Annotated in this window: 18 protein-coding genes, 1 tRNA gene and 1 pseudogene; 15 read left to right on the top strand and 5 right to left on the bottom strand. The window is 44.5% G+C overall.

What is annotated here, in order from left to right:
• Positions 1-138 precede the first annotated feature (138 nt).
• The 4 genes and pseudogenes from G475_RS25535 (at position 139) to G475_RS0117920 (ending at position 4,481) form a co-directional block, all read left to right on the top strand.
• Positions 139-1,318: pseudogene (locus G475_RS25535) on the top strand (NAD(P)-dependent malic enzyme).
• A gap of 313 nt (positions 1,319-1,631) precedes the next feature.
• Complete coding sequence (locus G475_RS0117930; RefSeq protein ID WP_026702461.1) at positions 1,632-2,666, top strand: TRAP transporter substrate-binding protein; 1,035 nt, start codon at positions 1,632-1,634, stop codon at positions 2,664-2,666.
• 28 nt (positions 2,667-2,694) lie between these two features.
• Complete coding sequence (locus G475_RS0117925; protein ID WP_026702460.1) at positions 2,695-3,177, top strand: TRAP transporter small permease; 483 nt, start codon at positions 2,695-2,697, stop codon at positions 3,175-3,177.
• Positions 3,174-4,481: a TRAP transporter large permease gene (locus G475_RS0117920; RefSeq protein ID WP_026702459.1), complete on the top strand. Its 1,308-nt coding sequence runs from the start codon at positions 3,174-3,176 to the stop codon at positions 4,479-4,481. Before G475_RS0117925 ends, G475_RS0117920 begins: the two co-directional genes overlap by 4 nt.
• A gap of 424 nt (positions 4,482-4,905) precedes the next feature.
• On the opposite strand, the gene G475_RS0117915 is transcribed toward G475_RS0117920, so the two are convergent.
• Entirely contained in the window at positions 4,906-5,532 is a 627-nt protein-coding gene (locus G475_RS0117915) for an SGNH/GDSL hydrolase family protein (protein WP_026702458.1), read from the bottom strand.
• A 328-nt stretch (positions 5,533-5,860) separates the two neighbouring features.
• Between G475_RS0117915 and G475_RS0117910 the strand changes: the two genes are divergently transcribed.
• From G475_RS0117910 to G475_RS0117885, 6 genes are all read left to right on the top strand, one after another.
• The gene (locus tag G475_RS0117910; RefSeq protein WP_026702457.1) at positions 5,861-7,192 is read left to right on the top strand and encodes an ABC transporter substrate-binding protein; all 1,332 of its coding nucleotides are present in this window, start codon (positions 5,861-5,863) and stop codon (positions 7,190-7,192) included.
• Positions 7,193-7,296: 104 nt separating this feature from the next.
• Complete coding sequence (locus G475_RS0117905) at positions 7,297-8,235, top strand: carbohydrate ABC transporter permease (RefSeq protein WP_026702456.1); 939 nt, start codon at positions 7,297-7,299, stop codon at positions 8,233-8,235.
• A gap of 21 nt (positions 8,236-8,256) precedes the next feature.
• Complete coding sequence (locus tag G475_RS0117900; protein ID WP_026702455.1) at positions 8,257-9,099, top strand: carbohydrate ABC transporter permease; 843 nt, start codon at positions 8,257-8,259, stop codon at positions 9,097-9,099.
• A gap of 21 nt (positions 9,100-9,120) precedes the next feature.
• Entirely contained in the window at positions 9,121-9,744 is a 624-nt protein-coding gene (locus tag G475_RS0117895; RefSeq protein ID WP_026702454.1) for a YesL family protein, read from the top strand.
• Between the two features lie 71 nt (positions 9,745-9,815).
• Positions 9,816-11,615, top strand: a complete 1,800-nt coding sequence (locus G475_RS0117890) for a cache domain-containing sensor histidine kinase (RefSeq protein WP_026702453.1) — start codon at positions 9,816-9,818, stop codon at positions 11,613-11,615.
• Positions 11,600-13,225, top strand: a complete 1,626-nt coding sequence (locus G475_RS0117885) for a response regulator transcription factor (protein WP_026702452.1) — start codon at positions 11,600-11,602, stop codon at positions 13,223-13,225. Before G475_RS0117890 ends, G475_RS0117885 begins: the two co-directional genes overlap by 16 nt.
• Before the next feature lie 262 nt (positions 13,226-13,487).
• Here the strand turns inward: G475_RS0117885 and G475_RS0117880 are convergent, their stop codons facing one another.
• Positions 13,488-14,264, bottom strand: coding sequence for an SDR family oxidoreductase (locus G475_RS0117880; RefSeq protein ID WP_026702451.1), 777 nt, complete (start codon positions 14,262-14,264; stop codon positions 13,488-13,490).
• A 249-nt stretch (positions 14,265-14,513) separates the two neighbouring features.
• Between G475_RS0117880 and G475_RS0117875 the strand changes: the two genes are divergently transcribed.
• The 5 genes from G475_RS0117875 to G475_RS0117855 are packed head-to-tail and all read left to right on the top strand — an operon-like array spanning position 14,514 to position 20,544.
• A complete protein-coding gene (locus G475_RS0117875) occupies positions 14,514-16,637 on the top strand; it encodes a bifunctional aldolase/short-chain dehydrogenase (RefSeq protein WP_267880113.1) in 2,124 nt (707 codons plus the stop codon).
• 12 nt (positions 16,638-16,649) lie between these two features.
• Positions 16,650-17,027, top strand: coding sequence for a sensory rhodopsin transducer (locus G475_RS0117870; protein ID WP_026702449.1), 378 nt, complete (start codon positions 16,650-16,652; stop codon positions 17,025-17,027).
• Between the two features lie 22 nt (positions 17,028-17,049).
• Complete coding sequence (rhaI, locus tag G475_RS0117865; protein ID WP_026702448.1) at positions 17,050-18,273, top strand: L-rhamnose isomerase; 1,224 nt, start codon at positions 17,050-17,052, stop codon at positions 18,271-18,273.
• Positions 18,270-19,760 (top strand): rhamnulokinase, encoded by a 1,491-nt coding sequence (locus tag G475_RS25530; RefSeq protein WP_035711758.1) that lies wholly within the window; start codon positions 18,270-18,272, stop codon positions 19,758-19,760. Before rhaI ends, G475_RS25530 begins: the two co-directional genes overlap by 4 nt.
• A 19-nt stretch (positions 19,761-19,779) precedes the next feature.
• Entirely contained in the window at positions 19,780-20,544 is a 765-nt protein-coding gene (locus G475_RS0117855; protein ID WP_026702447.1) for a DeoR/GlpR family DNA-binding transcription regulator, read from the top strand.
• 44 nt (positions 20,545-20,588) lie between these two features.
• Here G475_RS0117855 and G475_RS0117850 read toward each other — a convergent pair whose 3' ends face one another.
• The 3 genes from G475_RS0117850 to cudC all read right to left on the bottom strand — a co-directional run bounded on the left by G475_RS0117850 (position 20,589) and on the right by cudC (position 22,731).
• Positions 20,589-21,230: a YczE/YyaS/YitT family protein gene (locus G475_RS0117850; protein ID WP_026702446.1), complete on the bottom strand. Its 642-nt coding sequence runs from the start codon at positions 21,228-21,230 to the stop codon at positions 20,589-20,591.
• 553 nt (positions 21,231-21,783) lie between these two features.
• A tRNA-Arg gene (locus G475_RS0117840) sits at positions 21,784-21,858 on the bottom strand.
• A 315-nt stretch (positions 21,859-22,173) separates the two neighbouring features.
• Positions 22,174-22,731: a choline uptake/conversion transcriptional regulator CudC gene (gene cudC, locus G475_RS0117835; protein WP_026702444.1), complete on the bottom strand. Its 558-nt coding sequence runs from the start codon at positions 22,729-22,731 to the stop codon at positions 22,174-22,176.
• Positions 22,732-22,958 lie beyond the last annotated feature (227 nt).

The following is a 22,958-nucleotide window of genomic DNA, read 5'->3' as shown; positions in this document are numbered from 1 at the left end:
ACGGAGTGGAGAGAAAATAAAAAGGGATAAAGCAGCCTGCTTTTTTATGGCAGGCGCTTTAATCCACGTTTTTGTTCAGAAAATTTAGATTATAAGGGAGAGATCGAGCTGGTGACCCAAAGAGAACAGGCGTTAAAAATGCATAGAGAAGCCCGAGGAAAAATCGGAACCCATTCCAAAGTAGAGCTGGCTTCCCGGGACGATCTCGGGTTGGCCTATTCTCCGGGAGTAGCAGAGCCATGTAAAGAAATAGAGGAAGACAGGGATAGGATATATGAGTACACAAGCAAAGGGAATATGGTAGCGGTTGCCAGTAACGGCTCAGCTGTACTTGGCCTTGGAAACATCGGAGCAGAAGCCTCTATGCCTGTCATGGAAGGAAAGGCTGTCTTGTTTAAGGAATTTGCCGATATTGATGCTTTTCCTTTATGTATTCATAAACAAGCATCCAGATGAATTCATTGAAGTAGTAAAAGCGTTGGAACCAACGTTTGGCGGCATTAATCTGGAAGATATTGCAGCACCGGACTGCTTTTATATTGAGGAAACCCTGCGGAGCGAATTAAATATACCCGTTTTTCATGATGATCAGCACGGCACCGCCATTGTCACCCTTGCCGGTTTAATCAATGCGTTGAAGCTGGCCGGGAAAAAAGCAGAAGAATGTAAAATGGTCATTAACGGCGCTGGGTCAGCCGGCATTGCTGTTACCAAATTACTTCTCTCGCTCGGGGTCACAAATATCATTTTATGCGATTCCAAAGGAGCTATCTATCAGGGACGACAAGAGCGGATGAACCCACGGAAGGATGATCTTGCGGCCCGGACAAACCCTGAACGACAGGCAGGACCGCTGGAAGATGTTATGGCGGAGGCTGATGTCATTATAGGTGTTTCCGTGGCAGAATGTATCTCCCAAAACATGGTACGCTCGATGAACCGGGATCCCATTATATTTGCCATGGCCAACCCCGTTCCAGAAATTTTACCGAAAGCCGCAAAAGAAGCCGGGGTGAAGGTAATCGGGACAGGCCGGTCCGACTTCCCAAACCAAATCAACAACGTTTTAGCTTTTCCTGGTATTTTTCGTGGAGCACTGGATGTGAGGGCTTCTGAAGTGAACGAAGAAATGAAACTGGCAGCGGCGTACGCTATAGCTGAGCTAATAGAAGAACACGAACTCCACTCCGATTACGTTATCCCAAGTCCTTTAGACGAACGAGTGGTCAAAGCCGTAGCAGCAGCTGTAGCCAATGCCGCAGTACAAACAGGAACCTCCAAAAAGAAAAGCAAAGTAAACGAAAAAATCTTTCTATAAAATAACAAATAGAGAAGAGGCTGTCCCCCGAAAGGCAGCCTCTTTTCTATGTTGGGAAGCCGTCGTCCAGAAAAAGGAGCGGCTTCGGACTTCTTTATTTATTGGTAAGTTTATGATTGTTTTTGAATATTTAATGAACATCCAGGTATTCAAATTTAAATACAGAAATATTTCAGAAAATGAGAATTAATTCTTTTTGTAATAAGATATAATCAAATTAAACAGATAAAATTAAAAATAAATAAAGATTAATAGAGAAAATTGTAAGGGATTTCAAGTTTGCATGGGGATATTAATATTTGGAGGAATAAGGATGAAAAAATTATTTCTTTTGTTATTATTTACAGCTCTGGTAGGGAGTGCTTGTTCCAGCAGCACCGGCACTACTACGGGGGAAAATGGAAGCGGTACCAGCGGCATTCAAGAAAGAGAACTGACATTGGCCCATATTCATGGGGAAGCAAGTCCAGTTTATGGAAGTCTGGAAGAATTTGCAGAGGAAGTGGAAGCACAATCGGAAGACAAGATATCCATTGAAACATATGGACAAGCCACTCTGGGGGATGAAACGGTTCTGCTGGAGCTGTTGAAGACCGGTGTCATTGATATGGCTAAAGTAAATGGAGGAGTACTGGAAAGTTTTTCTGAAGAATTTTCTGTTTTCAGTCTCCCTTACATATTCGAAGATAAGGATCATTTTAAAAGAGTTATGAAATCGGATACAGTCCAGCAAATGTATGCTGATCTAGAAGAGACGGGATTGCGGGGCATTACTCACTATGAAGCAGGGACACGAAGTTTTTATACGAAGGATACCCCGATTGAGCATCCGGACGACTTGAACGGCCTCAAAATCCGTGTCATGAATAACTCCACGTCCATCAGAACCATGGAACTGTTGGGGGCCTCTCCTACACCGCTGCCTGCTTCTGAAGTGTATTCCGGTCTGCAGCAGGGCATCATCGACGGGGCAGAAAGCAGTCACATTGCGTTAACGGATGCGAATCACGGGGAAGTAGCGAAAGTGTTTTCTTATGACGAGCATACCCGGATTCCGGATTTTCTGATAATGAGTGCGAAAACATGGAACAGCCTATCGGAAGAAGAGAAACAGCTGGTACAGGAAGCCGCCCGGAATTCATCTGAATCTCATGATGAAACATGGGATGAACTCATGGTAGAGAGCAAAGAAGAATCGAGTGGAGAGATGGGCGTGGAGTTTCATGAAGATATTGATAAAGAGCCGTTTCGTGAAAAGGTGGAACCTCTTATTGAAGAGCGACGGGAAAATGAAAAGATAGCTGATATACTGGATGAGTTTGAAGAACTGGCAGACGAAGAAAATTAATTCACGATATGCTCAAGGAGGAAGAAGGATGGCCAAAACAAAAAGGATATTGGATACTTTTCTATTAACGATCGCAAGTATTCTCCTTGTATTTTTAACAGCTGCGGCCCTGTGGCAGGTATTTACGCGCTTTGTGGTGGGTAATCCCAGCGTAATGACAGAAGAGATAGCAAGGTTTTCGTTGATATGGATAGCAATGCTTGGAGCGGCTTATGGGTTTGGGAGTGATGAACACTTATCCCTTGATTTCGTTAGAGAAAAACTGAAAGGAAAAGCCTATGCGTGGCTGCGGCTTGGTATAGATGCGGTGGTATTATTATTTGCTGTGTTTGTTCTTGTTATTGGAGGAGGTATTATTGTAAGCGCCACATTGAGCGAAGTTTCCCCAATTATGGGAATTTCCATGGGAGTGGTTTACAGTATCCTTCCGATATCAGGCGTGTTTATTATTATGTATCAGGTGATGAATGTATTGGCCAGAAAACGTTTAGAAAGTAGGGAACATTCATGAGTATTACTTTCATTACAACATTAGCATTGTTTGGGGTTTTCTTTATCCTATTGTTTGTGGGGGTTCCCATTTCTGTGAGCATTGCTGTGGCAACCTTTGCTGCCGCATTATTCTTTCTGCCAATGGATTCCTCCCTTTTAGTGACATCCCAGCAAATTATCACCGGGATTGACAGTTTTGTCCTGGTAGCCCTGGTTTTTTTCATGCTGGCGGGAAGTATTATGAATAATGGAGGGATCGCCCAGCGCTTAATTAATCTAGCTAAATTAATTGGCGGAAGAATGTCAGGGTCGCTCGCGCACACAAATGTTATTGGAAACATGCTCTTTGGTTCTATATCTGGATCTTCGATTGCATCCGCTGCTACGATGGGAAAAATCATGGGGCCGCAGCAGAAAAAAGAGGGTTACGATCCCGCGTATTCAGCTGCGGTAAATATTGCCTCGGCTCCTACCGGGCAGATTATTCCCCCTAGCGGCATCCCGATTATTTATTCTTTATTAAGCGGAGGCACCTCTATTGGAGCCTTGTTTTTGGCTGGATATATGCCTGGTATATTAATGGCGCTGCTCGTATTAATCGTTGCCTATATTATAGCAAAAAGAAATAAATACCCTGTAAGCGGTTCGGTTCAATGGGGCGAAGGTGTAAAGATTGTTCTTGATGCTGTTCCAAGTCTTCTTCTTATCGTTGTCGTGATTGGCGGTATTGCCGGGGGCGTGTTTACAGCGACGGAAGGAGCGGCAGTAGCCGTGTTGTATGCGCTTATATTAAGTTTGATTTATCGAGGCCTGGCGTTCAGCGATATACCAAAAATATTGAAGGAAACCGTGGTATTTTCCGGCATGATTCTATTGCTGGTGGGAGCTTCCACCGCTATGTCATGGGTAATGACGTATGCCCAAATCCCCCAGACGATCACCAACGCATTGCTGGCTTTGTCGGATAACTACTATGTGATTATGTTGATCATCGCCTTTCTATTGCTGCTGGTAGGAATATTCATGGATGTGGCTCCGGCCCTCCTGGTTTTTACTCCTATTTTATTTCCAGTAGCAACACAGCTCGGGGTGGATCCAGTCCATTTTGGGATGATTATGACAATGGGACTGGCTATAGGGGTAACCACTCCGCCGATCGGCACAGTCCTTTTTATAGGAAGCAGTGTGAGTGGAGTTAGTATTGAAAAAATAGTAAAGCCGCTCGTCATTTTCTATATCCCGTTGGTTGTTGGATTACTGCTCGTCACATTTATTCCAGAAATCAGTCTGTGGCTGCCTAAAACACTAGGTGTTATGGAATAGAAAGGGGAGGCGTTACCAAAGCAAGCTACAGAGCGGAAAGCGTCCCGGCTGGAGCATAGGCAGGATTCAGTGTAAACAGATTTTGGGGTTTTCCCAAGATCTGTTTTTCTTAAAAGATAGGAAGGTGTTTTTGAGTTCCAACTGCTTGGAGGCTTGAATTGGGTCGTTTTGCATCAAGGCAGTACGGGGCATGCTGAAAGTTCGCAGGTCAAGGATTCGGGGGACTCAGACATCGTTCTGCTAATAGTGAAATGTCTATCTTTCCCTGAAACGGGAGGACATTTATACCGTTATTTTCTCTTTTTAGCATAAAAAAAGCACTCCAGGCCCCGAATAGCGGAATAAATGTCCCAAAAAGCCGCTTCAGACCGCTTGTTCAGCCATTTAACGGAACAGATGTCCGCAAGGTACTTTATTAAAATGCTTAAGACGAATACAATTGTTCAAGCCAGGTGGAAGCCATCAGCATGTCACCTCTGGAATTCATATGTACACCATCTGTGGTTAATGGTATATCTGTATTTGCGTTTAAAAAAGTGAGGAACGCTTGATGGGTTGGTATGACTAAAGCATTGTACTGTTCTGCCAGCCGGTGGATAGTGGCAACGTATGGTTGGAGCAGCTGATTGCCTTTGGATGCCGGGTCTTCATCAATAATTGTCGGCTCCATCAGAATAAGATGGGCCTTTTTGTGTTGGATGGTTTGCGAAATGATGTCTTCATATACTGTTTCAAACATGTCAGGGTATACCTGCTCCATATCCGGGCGGTCGAGCTGTCTCCAAACATCATTAATCCCGATGGAAATACTGATCCAGTCCGGACTTTCCTGCAGCGCATCTTGTTCCCAGCGCTCCGCAAGATCGGTAACCCGGTTACCGCCGATTCCCTTATTCACAATGTCCAGTCGCAGCGTCGGATGTTGCGTAACGAGGTAATCATGAATAAGTCTTACATACCCATCTCCTAATTGATCTGGATCTTCAAATCTTCCTTTTTCTGTGATACTATCCCCGATTAAAATAATACGATCTTTTTCCTTCCAGCTCATATTCTTCCTCCTTGAGTATCATGGGTTTTGCCTTTCCAACTTTTAAGAGGGGGATGAATGGTCGGTAAATTCAAAAAAGGACTTCTATTGTTTGTAACTATACCTGTTCTGGCCAAAAAATAAAAGCATTCCTATAAAACAAAACGATGGCAGAAGGAAAGAATATTATTTATGACCTTAATCAAAAACAAACCTAAAATTACAAACACGAATAAAGTGTATTACTTTTCAAAATATATTTAACATTTGTTATATATAACTAACAGGAAAAAGCGCTTATAATAGGATTGTAAGCACTTACAAAAAAGAAAAGGAGGAGGGTCTACCTTTGAAAAAATGGAAAAAATGGATGGGGCTTTCATTTTTGTGTCTGATGGTTGCCGGATGCAGTCCTGGAGGACCAGATGATACCAATGATGATGCTGGTGGAACAGACGACAGTGGTTCAGCATCGGAAGAAGGACAGACAACAATTCGTTTTTCCTGGTGGGGAAACGATGAACGTCATGATCTGACTCAGGAAATGATTGAATTATTTGAAGAGAAAAATCCGGATATTTCCGTAGAACCGGAGTATACCGGGTGGGACAGCTACTGGGAACGATTGACGACCCAGGCAGCAGGAGAAAATCTGCCGGCAGTGGTGCAGATGGATAATTCAAAATTAACCGAGTATATTTCCAGTGGTCTTGCTCTTGATCTTAATAATTTGATTGATGAAGGCACCATCAACATGGAAGATGTGAATGATGTTTATCAGGACATGCTTGTGGTAGATGAAAGCACTTATGCGATATCCGCTGGATCCAACGGTCTGGCCACCATTTATAATCAGGATTTATTTGAAGAGTATGATATTAACCTTGAACCCGGCTATACGTATGAAGATCTGGAAGAAGAAATGGCCCGTCTCTCGGAAGAAGAAGGAGAAGGATTCTGGGGATATGACTTTGTCAAAGCAGAGTATGAGACATTTTTCCATTATGCCCGTCAATTTGATCAGCATTTCTATAATCAAGAAGGCACCGGCGTCGGCTTTGAAAATGAAACATTGGAAAATTTCCTTTCGATTGTGACGGCATGGATTGATGAAGGGACAGCTACCCCTCATGACGTGACGGTGGAGATTAATGAAAGCGGCGAATCGATGGTGGCCAATGAAGAAGCTGGAATAGCCAGTGCAGCAAGTAATGGTTTAATTGGAGTGCAGACGCTTGCAGAAGCAGACCTGGGCCTGAATGTCATGCCGAATGCGGCTGATGGGGAAAAGTCGGGCAATTGGGTGCGTCCAAGTATGTCGTTCATGATCTCCAGCAATGTTAGTGAAGAAAAACAGGAAGCTGCGGCAAAACTAATTGATTTTATTACTAATGACCAGGAAGCCAATGAAATTCTCCGCGCAGAACGAGGCGTTCCGATAGCAGCTCAAGTTCGTGAAAATCTAGTAGAAGAAGTGGATCCAACCGTACAGGAAACATTTGAGTTTCTGGAGGTTCTCGAAGAAAGAGCCGGCGATCCGGAACCGCTTCCGCCGCCTGGGGAAGCAGAAGTAAGAGCTGCCTTTGACCGGATGCTGGAAAGTGTAAAATACGATGATATGACGATTGAAGAAGGGGTCGAAAGCTTTATTCAGGAAGCCGAACAGATTTTAAATCAATAATTTCGGGTGCACAGAATAATTACAGAAGAAAAAGGGGTTGAAGGCGGGCTCAGGAAAAGCGGGCCTGCCTTTTCCTTATTCCCCGCACACTAGGAGAGATATCCATGAAAAGCAATCAAGCACTGGAAGACGGGAGGGTAACTCCCGAATTTGTAGAAAATGAAAGAAAAAAGAGAAACAGACGGGAATCGTTAACCGGGTACGCCATGATTTCTCCATGGCTGATCGGCTTTTTTGGATTGATTATTGGTCCGATGATTTATTCTTTTATTTTATCTTTTACGGACTATGATATGTTAAGTGCTCCACAGTGGATCGGTGTTTCCAACTATGTGGAGCTGTTTACGAACGATCCAAGGTTTATTAAATCGTTGCAGGCGACTCTCACCTTTGTGGCTATTGCGATTCCGTTAAAATTAGCTTTTTCTTTGTTTTTAGCACTTCTGTTCAATACAGGGCGAAAAGGATCAGGTATGTTCACCACCATTTATTATGTGCCTTCTATTATAGGCGGCAGTGTAGCCATTTCGGTTGTATGGCGGCAAATGTTCGGAAGAGACGGTGCTGTCAATACGGTTCTCGATGCATGGGGTCTAAATACGATTAGTTTTTTTGGGAATTCCACCGCGGCGATGTCGATATTAATAATTTTAATCGTATGGCAGTTCGGAGCGCCGATGATCATTTTTCTAGCCGGACTGCGCCAGATTCCGCAGGATTTGTATGAAGCAGCAAGTGTCGATGGAGCCGGTACGATACGAAAGTTTATGAAAGTAACCATACCAATGCTGACGCCAATCATTTTTTTCAATCTTGTCATGGAAACAATTAATGGTTTTATGACATTTACCCAGGCGTTTCTGGTGACTGGCGGAGGCCCGAGAGACTCCACCCTGTTTTATGCTGTTTATCTCTATGAAGTTGCTTTTGAATTCTTAAATATGGGCTATGCTTCTGCGATGGCATGGATTTTATTAGTCATTATCGGCGCCTTTACCCTGCTTATCTTCAAATCTTCCACGTTCTGGGTGCACTATGATTAATTAAAAAGGGAGGAAAGAATGATGAACCAACGTACCAAACTATCTGATATCATCTATTATTCCTTTGTCATTGCTTTCAGTTTTTTGATGCTGTATCCCATATTGTGGATGTTTGGGACTTCATTAAAGCCGGAGACAGAAGTTTTTGCAAATGCCGCCTCGTTAATCCCTGTTGACTGGGACTGGCTTAATTATCCAGAAGGCTGGGAAGGGTTTGGGGGAGTAGGGTTTGATGTGTTTTTCCGGAATTCATTATTCGTGACAGGCAGTGTAGTGATTGGCTCCCTGCTTTCCTGCAGCATCGTGGCCTATGGGTTCGCAAGGATTAAATTCCGGTTCCGAAAGATTTTATTTGCCTGCCTGATTTCCACGGTCCTGCTGCCTATTCAGATTATTCTGGTTCCCCAGTATCTGCTGTTTCAGCAATTAAACTGGGTCAATACGTTTTATCCACTGATCGTCCCGCATTTTCTGGGAGGGACCCCGTTTTTTATCTTTCTGTTAATCCAATTCATCCGCGGTATTCCGCGTGAACTGGATGAAGCAGCCATTATTGATGGGTGTTCTCGTTTTGGGGTATTTTGGAGAATTGTACTTCCTCTGTTAAAACCAGCTTTAGTGACTGTTGCCATTTTTGCGTTTATGTGGTCCTGGGATGACTTTCTTACCCCTCTCATATATTTGAACAGTGTCGAAATCCAAACTGTTTCCCTGGGGCTGCGAAACTTTATGGACGCGGAAGCTGGAACCTCATGGGGGCCGCTGCTGGCTATGTCTTCTTTGTCCCTGCTTCCCCAGTTTATTCTCTTTTTGTTTTTTCAACGTTATTTAGTAGAAGGAATATCGACGACAGGTATCAAATAATTACAAAAGGAGAGGGTCACGATGGTAGAGCGATTGGGAAATGGTGTATTTTCGCTGTGCGAATGGCTTGCCCGGCTGGCCGTGCTCAATGGGTTGTGGGTGGTTTTTATGTTAGCGGGTCTGGGGATTTTCGGTTGGGCCCCTGCCACCGCTGCTGTCTTCTCGGTACTCCGTACCGCCTTTTTAAACGGCGGTCTGGCTCAGCTGGAGACACGTTCGATGTATCAGGACTTTAAAAGCGTTTTTAAAGAAGAATTTTTTCAGGCCAATGCAGTGGGACTTCTACTTCTATGGGGAGGGGTTTTATTATATGTGAGCGGCTGGTCGATGACGGCCATGGATGTTTCCTTGTTCCCGCGTCTTTTGCTGATTGGGGTGGTTTCGCTATTTCTTCTTATATTTCTGCTTGTCTTTCCGGTACGGGCCCATTTCCAGACCTCAGTGAAAAACTCTGTTCAGTATTCTCTTTTGCTCGGTCTGGCGAACCTGCCGGCTGTTTTGTTAGTCCTGGCAGGGACAGGGGGACTTGGAATTTTATTTTTAATGATGCCTGGTGTCATGGTATTTTACGGAGTAAGTCTTCCAGCAACCGTTATTATGCACCAGAGTCTGCACTTATTCAGGAAAAACGGGGTTGAAGCCTGATTCCTTCTCCCTATGTGAAACTATTTTCACGAAAAAATGAAAGCGGTATCAATGGGAGTGGAGCTGAGACGATGGAGCTGTTTAAAAAATATAAAATCCGGAGCATATTTTTTACGAGTTTCTTTGTATTTGTAACCGTTCTGCTCCTTGTTATTATTTATGTAACCTATCAATTAACAGCAAGAGAAAGCATTGCTGTCACATTAACACACCAGGAAGAAAAGCTTAAATTGCTTGGGGAGGATTTAAGCAGTGAAATCAGCAATTACCATGAAACCTCGATCGGTATGTCACGGCAGAATGCATTCCAAAACCTTTTGCGGGGAAATGGAGGAGATACACAGCAGCACCGGCGTTTGCATTCTTCGATGAATCTCGATTTTTCCAATATCACATATAGTGTGCCGGGTCTTCATTCTGTATCGATTTATATGGAAAACCCGCCCATTAACGGCGCGCATCCGGTCAGTTATCATCCGTTGGCAGAACTGGAAGAAGGATGGGAGGAAAAGCTGCAGAACACAAGTGCAGCCTGGCTTGGAGAACGACAGGTGCAGCTGTATTTTGATTTTGATAATGAAGATGTCATTAGTTACGGCAGAAATGTTTATTCCGCCCGGGGAGAACTGCAGGCGGTATTGGCTCTCAATATCAGCATCTCGTATATCGAAGAATGGATGCAGGAAAGAAGCGACCAGTCCCGATTGATTCTCCTGGATGGAGACACCTCCGTTTTATCACGGACAACATCGATTTCAATTCCTGAAGAGACACAGACATACATTGAAGAGACAGCGCTTCGGTTTCAGGAAGAGAGCGGATTGTCAGATACAGCCAGTATACAGGGAGATCATTTGGTTGTCTCTGCGGCCATACCTTCAACCGATTGGACATTTATGGAGGTTACGCCAATGGAGGAACTGACAGAGGGGAGCCGGGAAATAGCAGGATGGCTGGCACTGATCGGGGCCGTTTCCATTATTGCTGCGTTTTTTGCCACGTTGTATCTGACAAGAAAATTCACGGACCCGATTTTATATTTAACGAAAGTGTTAAACAAGTATCCTTTGAAAACCATACCGGAAGAACTGCCGGCCGATTATAAAAATGAATTCGGTCAGTTGTTTCAAGGATACCGCCAGTTAATGTATAGAAGTGAACGGTTATATCAGTCGCTTATCGATAAAAACAGACGTCAGCGGAAAGCGGAAATGCGCGCCCTGCAGGCCAATATTAATCCTCATTTTCTGTATAATACACTCGATCAGCTGAATTGGAGGGCACTGGAGCGCGGAGACGATGATATGAGCCGGATGATGGAACTGCTTGGAAGAATGCTTCGGATCGGATTATCCAAAGGAGACAGTATTATATCGGTCCAGCAGGAAATGGACTATGTGTGCAGTTATCTGGAACTGCAGAAAATAAAAATGGAAGACTCCCTTACCTATCACGTGGACGTGAACATCCCGGCAGGACGCTATTATATCCCAAAGCTGACCCTGCAGCCTTTTGTAGAAAACTCTATTATACATGGCCTCCCGGATATTGAAGACGGGGAGATTGCATTAACAGTTTCCGAAAAAGGACAGGAACTTATTTTTGTAATTACGGATAATGGCAAAGGCATTCATGAGGAGAACACGTCCCCTACGATTAATGCCGGGGGATACGGCATGAAAAATGTGAAGGAAAGGCTGCATGTATACTTTGGAGAAGCGGCCCGGGTGACCCTCTGCAATAACGAAAAGGGCGGGGCTGCGGTTACTATCACGATACCTAAAATTCAGGAAAAAGCGTTTTTTGATCAAAGGGACGAGGATTATCTTGAGTCTGAAAGGAAGAGGAGCGCCAAATGTGGAAGATCGTGATCATTGATGACGATGAAAGTGTACTGCGGGGGATGAAAAAGATCATCCCGTGGGATAAATTGAATTGCGAATGGAGCGGGGAAGCAAAAAATGGAGAAACGGGGCTGGAACTCATTCGAGCTGTAGAACCGGATCTCATTATAACGGATATCTATATGCCGGTAAAAAATGGTCTGGATATGATGGAGGAACTTCGGACAGAAGGGTTCGAAGGACGCGTCATTATTCTCAGCGGGTACAGTGACTTCGAATATGCCCGCAAGGCCATGCGCCTGGACATTAATGATTACTTATCCAAACCTGCCTCCCGTAATACCATTGAGGAAGTTCTTTCTAAAGAAATAGAACAATTGGAAGAAAAAGCCATAGAACAACTGGAATTTGCGGAGCTGCGCCATAAGGTAGAGTGGTATGAACCAGTGATTGAAAAGGAATGGATAAAATCGTTAGTCACCGGGGCCAACATGGTGAAAGAGCCTCCGGAAACAGCACATACCATGCTTAAGCAGTGGGATAATCAAGAGCACCTTATCATTCTGATTGCGTATACGGATCAGCTGGAGCGTTCTACTCTGTTTGAAAAAGACTGGTATTTATTCCGGTTTGCCTCCAGCAATGTGATAAAAGAAACCACGCAGCAATGGTCCCTGGATTTTGATTTTATTGAGTTCCATACCCACCAATCTGCCTTGTTTCTTCACGTTCCCAGAGGATATGCTGCGTACTACGAAAACAGATTCCAGACGTTAAAAAAAGAATTGAAAGAAACCCTGCGCACGTATCTTCATCTCGATGTTATGGTTACCTCCGGTTCGATGAAGAATGACTGGCGGGAAGCCAGTACATCCACAAAGGAAGCCATTGAACATCTACCTTATACCGAAACAAAAACAGGAATCAATACCGAAGAACAAGGAACAGCGGAAGATACAAAACGCATCGCTGTGTTAACAGATTCCATTGAAATGAATCAGCAGCTTTCCATGGCGATTCGTTATGCCGACGAACCCAAAGCCTGTGCCGTGATTGATGAATTGTTTGAGAAACTGCACGATCAGCCGTTTCATAAGCCCTCCGTCCTTCATTTAGGAATCGAAATGTGGACGATGATGACCTACGCCCTCTTCGACATCGGAATTCGTATCCGGGATATGTTTCCAGAGAATTTTGATATTTATGAGGTATTATCCCGCCAGTGCTCATGGAAAGAAGTGACGACGGAACTGAAAGACATTGTTATGAAAATATGCCATCATCAAAAATGGGACGAAAACTTAAAACACCGGCAGCTGGTGGAACAGATGATTGCTTTTGTACAAGAACGGCTGCATGAGAACATTACGCTGCATGACTTATCGGAGGAACTGTACATTTCCCGGAACTACCTGGGAAAGATCTTTAAAAACGTCGTCGGAGAAACATTTAAAGATTATGTCACACGAATTCGAATGGAAAAGGCGAATAACATGATTCAGGAAGGACATTATTTAATCTATGAAATTGCAGAAAAGGTAGGATACGGAAATCCAGCTTATTTTTCAAGCTTGTTCAAGAAGTATACAGGGTATACACCGACCGAACTAATCCAAAAACGAACCGTAGAACAGTAAAGCCTTTTTAAAGATGGGGCCGGACATTTGTTCCTCTATTTCTCCTTTTCCGCGTAAAAGAAACGCTCCAAAGCCCGGATAGCGGAACCAATGTCCGAAAAAGCAGCCGCAGGCCCCTCATTGCACGATTTAACAGAACAAATGGCCGCAAGGGTCCGCCTATAAATTTCAGGTTTAACCGTACTGATCCAGAAAGCGTCTCTCCAGTAGCGGAGGTTTTAACAGAGCTTGACAACTGCCCAGGCTCCGCTTTTCTATCTAGTCATCCCAATGATTCCCCGCCGTCAATATAAATATCCGAGCCGGAGATATGAGAGGAGGCCTCGGAAGCAAGGAAAAGAATCAAGTCGGCAATCTGCTCCGGGAGGGCGGAGGGAAATGTATGGCCGGGCGGGTTCGGGAGGGGAGCCTGAGCCGTTAATTCGTCAGCACGGTGCAGACTATTTTTAAAGTCCGTCTTCACTCCTCCCGGACATATGGCATTTACCCGGATGTTCGAGGGGGCAAGTTCACTGGCGGCCATTTTCATAAATGCGGACTGCCCGGCTTTGGCAGTACTGTATGCCGAAAAACCTGGCTGGGAAAACACACGATTTCCACTCATGGAACTGGTAATAATGATACTCCCGCCCTGCTTTTTCAAAAAAGGGACCGCGTATTTTATGGTGAGAAACGTCCCCCTTAGATTCGTCTCGATGGTGCGGTCCCATTCATCTGCACTCATGGTTTCAATGGGTGCCATCGTGCCGGCGATACCGCCGTTTGCCAGTACAATATCGAGCCGTTCAAAAGAAGATATCAACTGGGTGTAGGAACGCTCCATGTCCCCTGCGGAAGCAATATCTGCTTCCAACACCACCGCTTCTCCGCCTTGTTTTTCAATGTTGTGTTTCGTTTCTTCTGCTTTCTGACGGTTAATATCCAATACTCCGACGCGTGTTCCTTTTTCGGCAAGGAATAAGGCCGCTGCTTTCCCGATGCCGGATCCCGCTCCTGTGACCATCGCTGCTTTATCTGCCAGTTCTTTATAATTTTCCATATTCGTTTTCCCCCTTTTTATGGTTGCTATATGACATTTTCATCAGGAGTTCACGGCAGCTTATCACTTATAGATGGAAAACAGAATATCAAAGGCGTTGCGAATTGTCTATAAAAAAAACAACAAATTCTATTATAAATCAATGAATGTGATGTTTGTTAGTTTTTGAAATATCATATTATGAACAGATTATTAATTTATGAATCCGCTAACAAATAATTAAATAAATATATTCAAAAATAAAACCAAATTTGTTATGATAAAAACAAGGTAACAGAGACTTTAACTAACTGGAGGTTTACCATGACGGAAAATCTATGGAATGAGACAGAAGCAGCGAAAATGAGCACGATGTTGGAGGAATTGGTCTATCGTTCAAATCTCCTGGGATCAGACAGAGCGGTCGCGAACTTTGGGGGCGGCAATACATCTGTAAAAACAACCGAAAAAGATTTCCGCGGACGTGACACAAAAGTGATGTGGGTGAAGGGAAGCGGCTCGGACCTCGCGACGATGGGGGGGAACCATTTTACCAGTCTTCGGATGGATGATATCCGCCCCTTGATGGAACGGGAAGAAATGAGTGATGAAGAGATGGTCGAGTACCTGTCTCACTGCATGGTCGACAGCAGGCATCCGCGTTCTTCCATTGAAACACTCCTTCACGCATTTCTCCCTTATACTCATGTGGATCATACCCATCCAGATGCCATTATCAGCATATGCTGTGCCGACAATGGTAAAAACATAGCCGAAGAAATCTTTGGAGACCGTTTTGTCTGGGTGCCGTACGTAAGACCGGGTTTTTCCCTATCTAAAATGATTGCAGACGGTGTGAAAAACAATCCAAACGCAGAAATGGTTTTGATGGAAAAACATGGTCTGGTGACCTGGGGAGAAACCTCAAAGGAAAGCTATGATCATACAATTTCTGTGATCCAGGAAGCGGAAGCTTATCTTTCCCGGAAGATGGAACAACAGGAAAACTTCGGCGGTCCAAAATATGAAGCACTGTCTAAAGAGAAGAGAGAGACGGTATTGGCAGAGATCCTGCCTGTGCTCCGCGGCGAAGTCAGTGATGAAAAGAAAATGCTTTTAACCTATGCTGACGCCAACAATGTCCTGGAGTTTGTTAATAGTAAAAATGCAAAAGAGCTCTCTCAAGTTGGTGCGGCGTGTCCGGATCACCTGGTTCATACGAAAAGGGTGCCATTGTATGTGGACTGGGATCCAGCGTCGGAAGATACAGAAGTATTAAAACAAAAAATTAGAGAAGGTGCTGCTTCCTTTAAAGAAGAATACAAAAACTACTTTGACAGGAACAAAAATGAAGGAGATGAAATGTTTGAGCCGGCTCCCCGCGTTATTCTCATTCCCGGTATCGGCATGGTCAACTCCGGAAAAAATCTGAAAATGGCCAACGTGAGCGGAGATTTATACCACCGGGCGATTGAAGTCATGAAAGGAAGTACAGCACTTGGAAACTTTGTATCTCTCAATGAAAATGAATCCTACAACATAGAATACTGGCCGCTGGAACTTTATAAATTGTCCCTGGCACCGCCGGAAGCGGAATTTTCCAGAGAAATTGCCTTTATTACCGGAGGGGCCGGGGGCATCGGAAGTGCTGCGGCAAGAGAACTCTTAACCCGGGGGGCCCATGTTGTGCTGGCAGATCTGAATGAAGAAGGAGCCCGGGACAAAGCGGAAGAATTCAATCAAGAGTTTGGCACCGGCCGGGCCCTTCCCGTCAAAATGGATGTAACAAAAGAAGACCTCGTACAGGACGCTTACGTCAAAACAATTCTTGCCTACGGCGGCATCGATGTGATTGTTAACAATGCCGGTCTGGCGACCTCAAGTCCGCTCGAGGAAACAACCCTGGATGAGTGGAACTTGAATATGAATGTTCTCGGCACCGGCTATTTCCTCGTTGCCAGGGAAGCATTTAAGAGAATGAAAGAACAGGGAACAGGCGGCAGCATGGTCTTCATTGGTTCGAAAAACTCAGTCTATGCCGGGAAGAATGCTTCTGCTTACAGTTCCGTAAAAGCGATGGAAGCCCATCTTGCCCGATGTATTGCAGCAGAAGGAGGCGAACATGGTATTCGTGTAAACTCCGTATTGCCTGATGCTGTCCTGCAGGGATCCAACATATGGACGTCGGCGTGGAGAAATGAACGGGCGGCTGCCTACGGGATAGATCCGGATGAACTGGAAGAACATTATCGCCAGAGAACCACATTGAAAGTGAATATATACCCGGAAGATATTGCAGAGGCTATCGCGTTTTTTGCTTCGTCTAAATCTCTGAAAACTACTGGGGCGATGGTCACTGTGGACGGCGGGGTTCCTGCCGCATTTGCCAGATAGGAGGAAGAAACGATGTCGATAAAAGGAAAAGGAGACACCCATTGGATTATCCCCGATGGGTTTATCCCGCCTGAAAGCAGCGGGAGCCAGACAAGTCATGAATCCATCTGTGTCTTGAATTTGCAGCAGGAACCAGCCCAACTAAAGGTGACGATCTATTTTGAAGATCAAGAACCGCTGGAAGAAATAGAAGTACAGGTCAAAGGGAAAAGAACAAGTCATATCAAAACCGCTCTGCTGGAAAAAGACGGACGGACGATCCCGAAAAGTGTCCCTTATGCCATCGAAGTGGAAAGTGATCGGCCGGTGATCGTGCAATACAGCCGGCTGGACTCTACCCAGCCGGAGCTTGCCCTGATGAGTACCATGGCTCACCCGTTAAATACCTAAATAATAGAAAGGCTGTGAAACGATGAGTGATAAACAGTACGCCTTGTTTGAAGAGCAGCAGCGAGCACGGGGAATTGATATCGAAAAAGTAAAGAACAAAATCAAACAATTAAAAGTGGAAACGCCTTCCTGGGGTTTTGGGGATTCCGGGACTCGTTTTAAAGTATTTGAACAGGAAGGTGTCCCGCGGGATCCCTTTGAAAAATTCGAGGATGCCGCCCAGGTCCATAAATTCACCGGAAGCAGTCCTTCGGTGGCGATTCATATTCCATGGGACAAAGTGGATGACTACAAAGCGTTAAAGTCTCACGCCGAAAGTCTTGGGTTATCAATCGGAGCGGTAAACCCTAATGTGTTCCAGGATGATGACTATAAATTTGGCAGCATAACAAACGCGGATCCTGCTGTTCGTAAAAAAGCAACGGACCATCTGCTTGAGTGTGTAGACATAGCAAAAGAAGTTGAGTCAAAAGCAGTGAGTTTGTGGTTTGCTGACGGAACGAACTACCCCGGGCAGGCTGACTTCCGAAAAAGGAAAAACTGGATGCAGGAATGCCTGCAGACGATGTATAACCGCCTGGATGATGACATGAGAATGCTGATAGAATATAAGTTTTTTGAACCTGCGTTTTATCATACAGATCTCGCGGATTGGGGCATGGCCTTTAATATGGCCAACAAACTGGGTTCGAAGGCTGAAGTTCTTGTCGATACCGGGCATCATCCGCAGGCTGCTAATATTGAGCATATCGTTGCCTATCTGCTTGATGAAAAACGGCTCGGCGGGTTTCACTTTAACAGCCGGAAATATGCTGATGATGATTTGATCGTCGCAGCGCACAACCCACATGAAATTTTCCTGATTATGCAGCAGATTGTGGCGGCGGAAGAAGACAAAGAAGATCCGGGTGCATCTAGAACAGCGGCAAACATTGCTTATATGCTGGATCAGTGCCATAACATTGAGCCGAAGATTCCGGCCATGATCCGCTCTATTTTGAATGTCCAGAACCTGTATGCAAAAGCCTGCCTCGTTAACTTGGAAGAGTTACGGGAAGCCCAGGAGAAACAGGATGTTTTATGGGCGGAAGAGGTCGTCCGGGAGGCCTACGAATGTGACGTATCCCCTCTTCTTAAAGCAGTCCGGGAAGAAATCGGGGCGGCGGTTGATCCAATGAAGGCGTACAGGGAAAGCGGGTACGGAGAAAAGATATTATCCAGAGGTAAAGGCGGTGCAAGCTGGTGAGTGTCTTAGCTTTTGACATTGGGGCAGGAAGCGGACGCGCCCTGTTGGCAGATGTAAAAGATGACCGCCTGGAAATGAAAGAAATCCACCGTTTTGATAATACACCTATACAGATTGGAAAGCGATTACACTGGGATGTATACCGGTTGTTTTTGGAGATAAAACGGGGCATTGCAGAAGCAAAAAAAACGGGAGAAGCGCTGGAAGCACTTGCGATCGATACATGGGCCGTTGACTTCGGGCTGCTTGGAAAAGACGGCGAACTGCTCCGAGCCCCTTATCATTACCGGGATCATCATACGGATGGGGTGATGGAAGATTGCCATAAAAACAAGGTAAGTAAAAAAGATATCTTTGATAAAACGGGTATTCAATTTCTTCCATTTAATACTATCTACCAATTACAAGCCATGAGCAATACAGGATCCCCGCTGTTAAATGAGGCTGTCGATCTGCTTCTTATGCCCGATCTGCTGCGGTATTTTCTGACGGGACAGAAAAAAACAGAATTTACTAATGCGACGACTACCCAATTATTTAATCCCAAAACAATGGAGTGGGACGAAGATCTTGTGAAGGCGGCAGGAGTGACTAAAGATATTTTTCAGGATATTGCCCTGCCGGGAACCATTATCGGAGAGCTGAGCAAGGAAGTCTGTGAAGAGCTGGATGTGGATCCTATCCCCGTGATTGCTGCCGGAGAACATGATACGGCATCGGCTGTCGCAGGGATTCCCGCCCTGGATCAGGATTTTGCCTATGTCAGCTGTGGCACGTGGTCTCTTATGGGGACGGAAGTTCAGGATGCAGTCATTAATGATAAAGCATTCCAGTGGAATTTCACGAACGAAGGCGGCGTCAACAATACGTTCCGGCTTCTGAAAAATATTATGGGACTTTGGATTTTAGAAGAATGTAAACGTATATGGGAACACGACGAAAAAGCAGGATACAAAGAGCTTCTTCAGGAAGCAGAAGCAGCCCCCTCTTTTTCCTTTTTTATTGATCCAGACGATTTTCGTTTTTTGAATCCGCCTCATATGCCAAAGGAAATCCAGCAGTATTGTGAAGATACGGATCAATATGTGCCTCGTACACGTGGTGAAATCGTAAAAGGGGTGCTGGAAAGTCTGGCTTTGAAATACCGGTATGTGTTTGAGCGGACCCAGCATCTCGCCGGCACTCCTTTTTATGGACTGCATATGGTCGGCGGGGGAATTAAAAACACTGTTTTATGCCAGTATACCTCTAATGCTCTTGCAAAACCAGTCTGGGCCGGTCCTGTCGAAGGCAGTGCCATTGGCAACGTGATGGTGCAGTTGATGGCAGTTGGAAAAGTAGAAGACCTGGCCCAGGCCCGATTGATTACGTTGAAAAGCACGAATATGCAATATTATTTTCCGGAAGACGAAAAGAAATGGCATCGTGCTTATGGCAGGTTCTGTGATACGATAGGAGTAAATAATGGTGAAGATCTCACCGTCTAGACGGAAAGTAGGGAAAAGAGTGTTAGTGGCAGAAAGGTATGAACGGATTCTTCAAACGGTGGAGGAAAAAGGCAGTGTCCGCGTGACGGAATTAAGCGAACAGTTCGGAGTAACAGAAGAAACCATCCGCCGGGATCTGGATCACCTGGAAAAGGAGCGGAAAATTAAACGGAGTCATGGCGGAGCAGTGTCCGTTAAAAATGATAAAACCGAAACTCCTTATTCGGAGCGGGAAGTCATTAATGTAGAAGAAAAAAACAAAATTGCGGAAAGAGCTCTGGATTTTATCGAGGAGAATGACCGTATTATTCTGGATGCAAGCTCGACGGCATGGTATATGGCAAAAGGACTTCCTGATATTCCGCTTATTGTACTGACGAATTCGATGAAAGTATCGATGGAACTAAGTGAAAAGCAAAATATACAAGTAATTTCCACGGGCGGCATTCTGTCCCCCAGGTCGCTGTCATTTGTAGGCCCTCTTGCTGAATACGGAATTCATATGTATCACGTGGATAAAGTGTTTTTCTCCTGCCAGGGAGTGCACGGGGCGAAAGGGTTAAGCGACTCGAATGAGCTGCAGGCGCATGTGAAACAAAAAATGGTCGAAGCAGGGGACAAAGTCCATTTATTAGCGGATCACTCCAAATTTAACGTGCAGTCTTTCAGTCGAATCGCAACATGGGACAACATTCATGTTTTTATTACCGATGAATTAGCCAAGGAAGAGAAATACCTTCTGACTGAGAAAGAGGTCGACGTGATTACGCTGTATGACCATTAAATGATAAAAAGGCTCCCTCCGCCAGCTGGAAGGAGCCTTTTTAATTACGAAGTGTGTAACATATCCTGATTCGTATAATGCTGATGCAGTGCTGTCAGTTTTTCATACCAGAACTGGATGCATGTGCCTATGGTTAACGCGACAATGACGGTGCCAATGCCGACGGGCCCTCCCACGACGAAGGCGGTGGCCGCAACCAGTACAGCAATCAGAGTTTGAGAGGTTCGTATATTCCAGTTAAAACGTTCACTGAAAGCAAGGAATAACTGGTCAATTGGTGCTCTGGGGAAGCCGGGCAGGATATACAGAGCCACTCCGAGACTGACACACAGAATCCCGGCCGCAAATACAAGAAGCTGGATATAGAGAGGAGCTGCCGTTAAATAAAAGTTTTTAAAAACGATCTCCAGCCAGAAATCAAACACCGCTGTTTCCAATACAAGCGGGATAAAGGCCAGAAACTCCGGCCGTCTGCATAAGAGGTATCCATTTACAAAGATAAAGATGAACTGGAAACATCCATACCACATGCCGACGGTGAAGCCGAGCTGCTCAGACAGCCCTGTAAAAAAGGCAGCCCAAAAACCGGCTCCCATCCCGGATTTCACAATTAAAGAAACACCTAAGAAATTAATAATAATTCCGGTAAGATAAAAAAAGCATTTATAAGCGTTTGTCAAAGTCATGGCTGCGGCCTCCTTTCCGTTAGTTATAGGAAGGTATAATGAAATACTAGTAGTTGTAATTAGTATATAAAACATATAACCGTATAAACGTAACATATAAAGATTTTTAGCGTAAAATCATTATAAATGAGAAATGTAAAACATGGAAGAGAAAAATGAAATGTCAAAAAATTTAATCTTGCCAAACAAAAAAAGACTGTCCGAAAGAGTCCGTTCTCTCTTTCAGACAGCCTGTTTTCATAGGACAGCGTTGATACTGTCAATATATCCGGCCACGGAGACTCCTATGGGACGAAGACGAGCTGAAGTTCCACTTGGTAAAACAATTTTCTTTACCAAGTCAGCTGAAGTCGTCCTATGGAAAGCGCAGTGGCCGGCCTAGCGATCATACAGCGGTGTGCTCCGTTCCCATTGGTTGTTTTAAGAAGGCAGATGCAGATGAAAAATCAACAATGCCGAATTCTAATTAGAATTCGGCATTGTTCGGATTTTTATCCTGACTTATATGATTTGTCCCAGTCTCGTGTATTTGTCTTAATAATGGTTTTGTAATTGGCGCCCCAGGCAGGATTCGAACCTGCGGCCTACAGCTTAGGAGGCTGTTGCTCTTCCCCTGAGCTACTGGGGCTCAAACTCACAAAAGCTATTGTACCAGTACTTTTGTGATTTGTAAATTCCAGACTATTTTAGGATGTGGGTAAACTGCAAACATTTTGCAAACGAGAGGGTTTGCAGTGGATCATTGGTTCCCTTTTGATTCCATGTCAATGGGAGGCTGTTCTTTATTTTTTGACCAAAAATAATGGTTCTAACCGATTTGACCCTCTTCTCAGAATTTATGCGTGCGGAAGAATGGAGCAGTCTTTAAGAGAGGAGGCCTTTGCCCGGTGTAAACCGCATCCTTTCCGAGGGACAGTTTATTTCTTCGGTGACATCCTTATAATCATGTATTTGAATCGGAATCCTCCACCGGTAAAAAGTTAAAAATTTCACCGGAGTTAATAGAATGTACCAGTTTTTGTAGCCAGTGACAGTATTTCTTATACTCCTCTAATTGTTCAAGGTCCTGCCTGGCTCTTTCCCTTAGATGGTCTTCATTATTTTCCTCTTCTATGACTTCTTGAAGCTGATATTGTGCTTGTTTAATAGCAAACAGGTTTAACTCAGCTTCCCTTTTCCACTTATCTCCAAAAAAGCGCCCGAAATAATTGAAGAAATCTTTCTCAGCCACAAAATGGTCTTTCCTGGATCCTTTCTGCCATGTTTTTCGGACAATGTGGATCTCCTGTAAATTACGAACCGCCGTGCTCATACTAGGTTTTGTCATGCCGAGTTCATCTGACATTTCATCTAGGGTCATCGGATGCTGCTTAAAGTACATGGCGGCGTACAGTCTTCCAATTGACGGGGTGATCCCGTACAAATCCATCGTTTCGGCAATAGCATTAATGACTTCTTGTTCGGCATGGTTAATTTTTAATTCAGCAGATAATTGTTCCATAAAATCCCCCATTCTTCCAAGATATCATCACCCATTCAAATGGTCGAACAGAAAAGTATACCAAGTGTATTTTTGATTAGACTTTTTTTAATATTTTTGGTGTTTTATTATTTTTAAACACCCAGCCAAATAAAAAAGACCGTAAAACAACGGCCGGCTATGTAATTTTACTCAAGATTTCCTTTTCTTGTACTTCTTATTATACCAGCCTTGTTTTAAAAAGAAAG

Origin of the sequence: Salibacterium aidingense DSM 18341 (assembly GCF_000429685.1) — a bacterium.
Lineage (GTDB): Bacteria > Bacillota > Bacilli > Bacillales > Marinococcaceae > Salibacterium > Salibacterium aidingense.
The sequence above is the reverse complement of the archived record's forward strand: the minus strand, read 5'-3'. Positions and strand labels throughout refer to the sequence as shown.

Coding starts and splice junctions, on each gene's coding strand:
- G475_RS0117930 (WP_026702461.1), top strand. CDS start 1,632: ATGAAAAAATTATTTCTTTTGTTATTATTTACAGCTCTGGTAGGGAGT.
- G475_RS0117925 (WP_026702460.1), top strand. CDS start 2,695: ATGGCCAAAACAAAAAGGATATTGGATACTTTTCTATTAACGATCGCA.
- G475_RS0117920 (WP_026702459.1), top strand. CDS start 3,174: ATGAGTATTACTTTCATTACAACATTAGCATTGTTTGGGGTTTTCTTT.
- G475_RS0117915 (WP_026702458.1), bottom strand. CDS start 5,532: ATGAGCTGGAAGGAAAAAGATCGTATTATTTTAATCGGGGATAGTATC.
- G475_RS0117905 (WP_026702456.1), top strand. CDS start 7,297: ATGAAAAGCAATCAAGCACTGGAAGACGGGAGGGTAACTCCCGAATTT.
- G475_RS0117900 (WP_026702455.1), top strand. CDS start 8,257: ATGAACCAACGTACCAAACTATCTGATATCATCTATTATTCCTTTGTC.
- G475_RS0117895 (WP_026702454.1), top strand. CDS start 9,121: ATGGTAGAGCGATTGGGAAATGGTGTATTTTCGCTGTGCGAATGGCTT.
- G475_RS0117890 (WP_026702453.1), top strand. CDS start 9,816: ATGGAGCTGTTTAAAAAATATAAAATCCGGAGCATATTTTTTACGAGT.
- G475_RS0117885 (WP_026702452.1), top strand. CDS start 11,600: ATGTGGAAGATCGTGATCATTGATGACGATGAAAGTGTACTGCGGGGG.
- G475_RS0117880 (WP_026702451.1), bottom strand. CDS start 14,264: ATGGAAAATTATAAAGAACTGGCAGATAAAGCAGCGATGGTCACAGGA.
- G475_RS0117870 (WP_026702449.1), top strand. CDS start 16,650: ATGTCGATAAAAGGAAAAGGAGACACCCATTGGATTATCCCCGATGGG.
- rhaI (WP_026702448.1), top strand. CDS start 17,050: ATGAGTGATAAACAGTACGCCTTGTTTGAAGAGCAGCAGCGAGCACGG.
- G475_RS0117850 (WP_026702446.1), bottom strand. CDS start 21,230: ATGACTTTGACAAACGCTTATAAATGCTTTTTTTATCTTACCGGAATT.
- cudC (WP_026702444.1), bottom strand. CDS start 22,731: ATGGAACAATTATCTGCTGAATTAAAAATTAACCATGCCGAACAAGAA.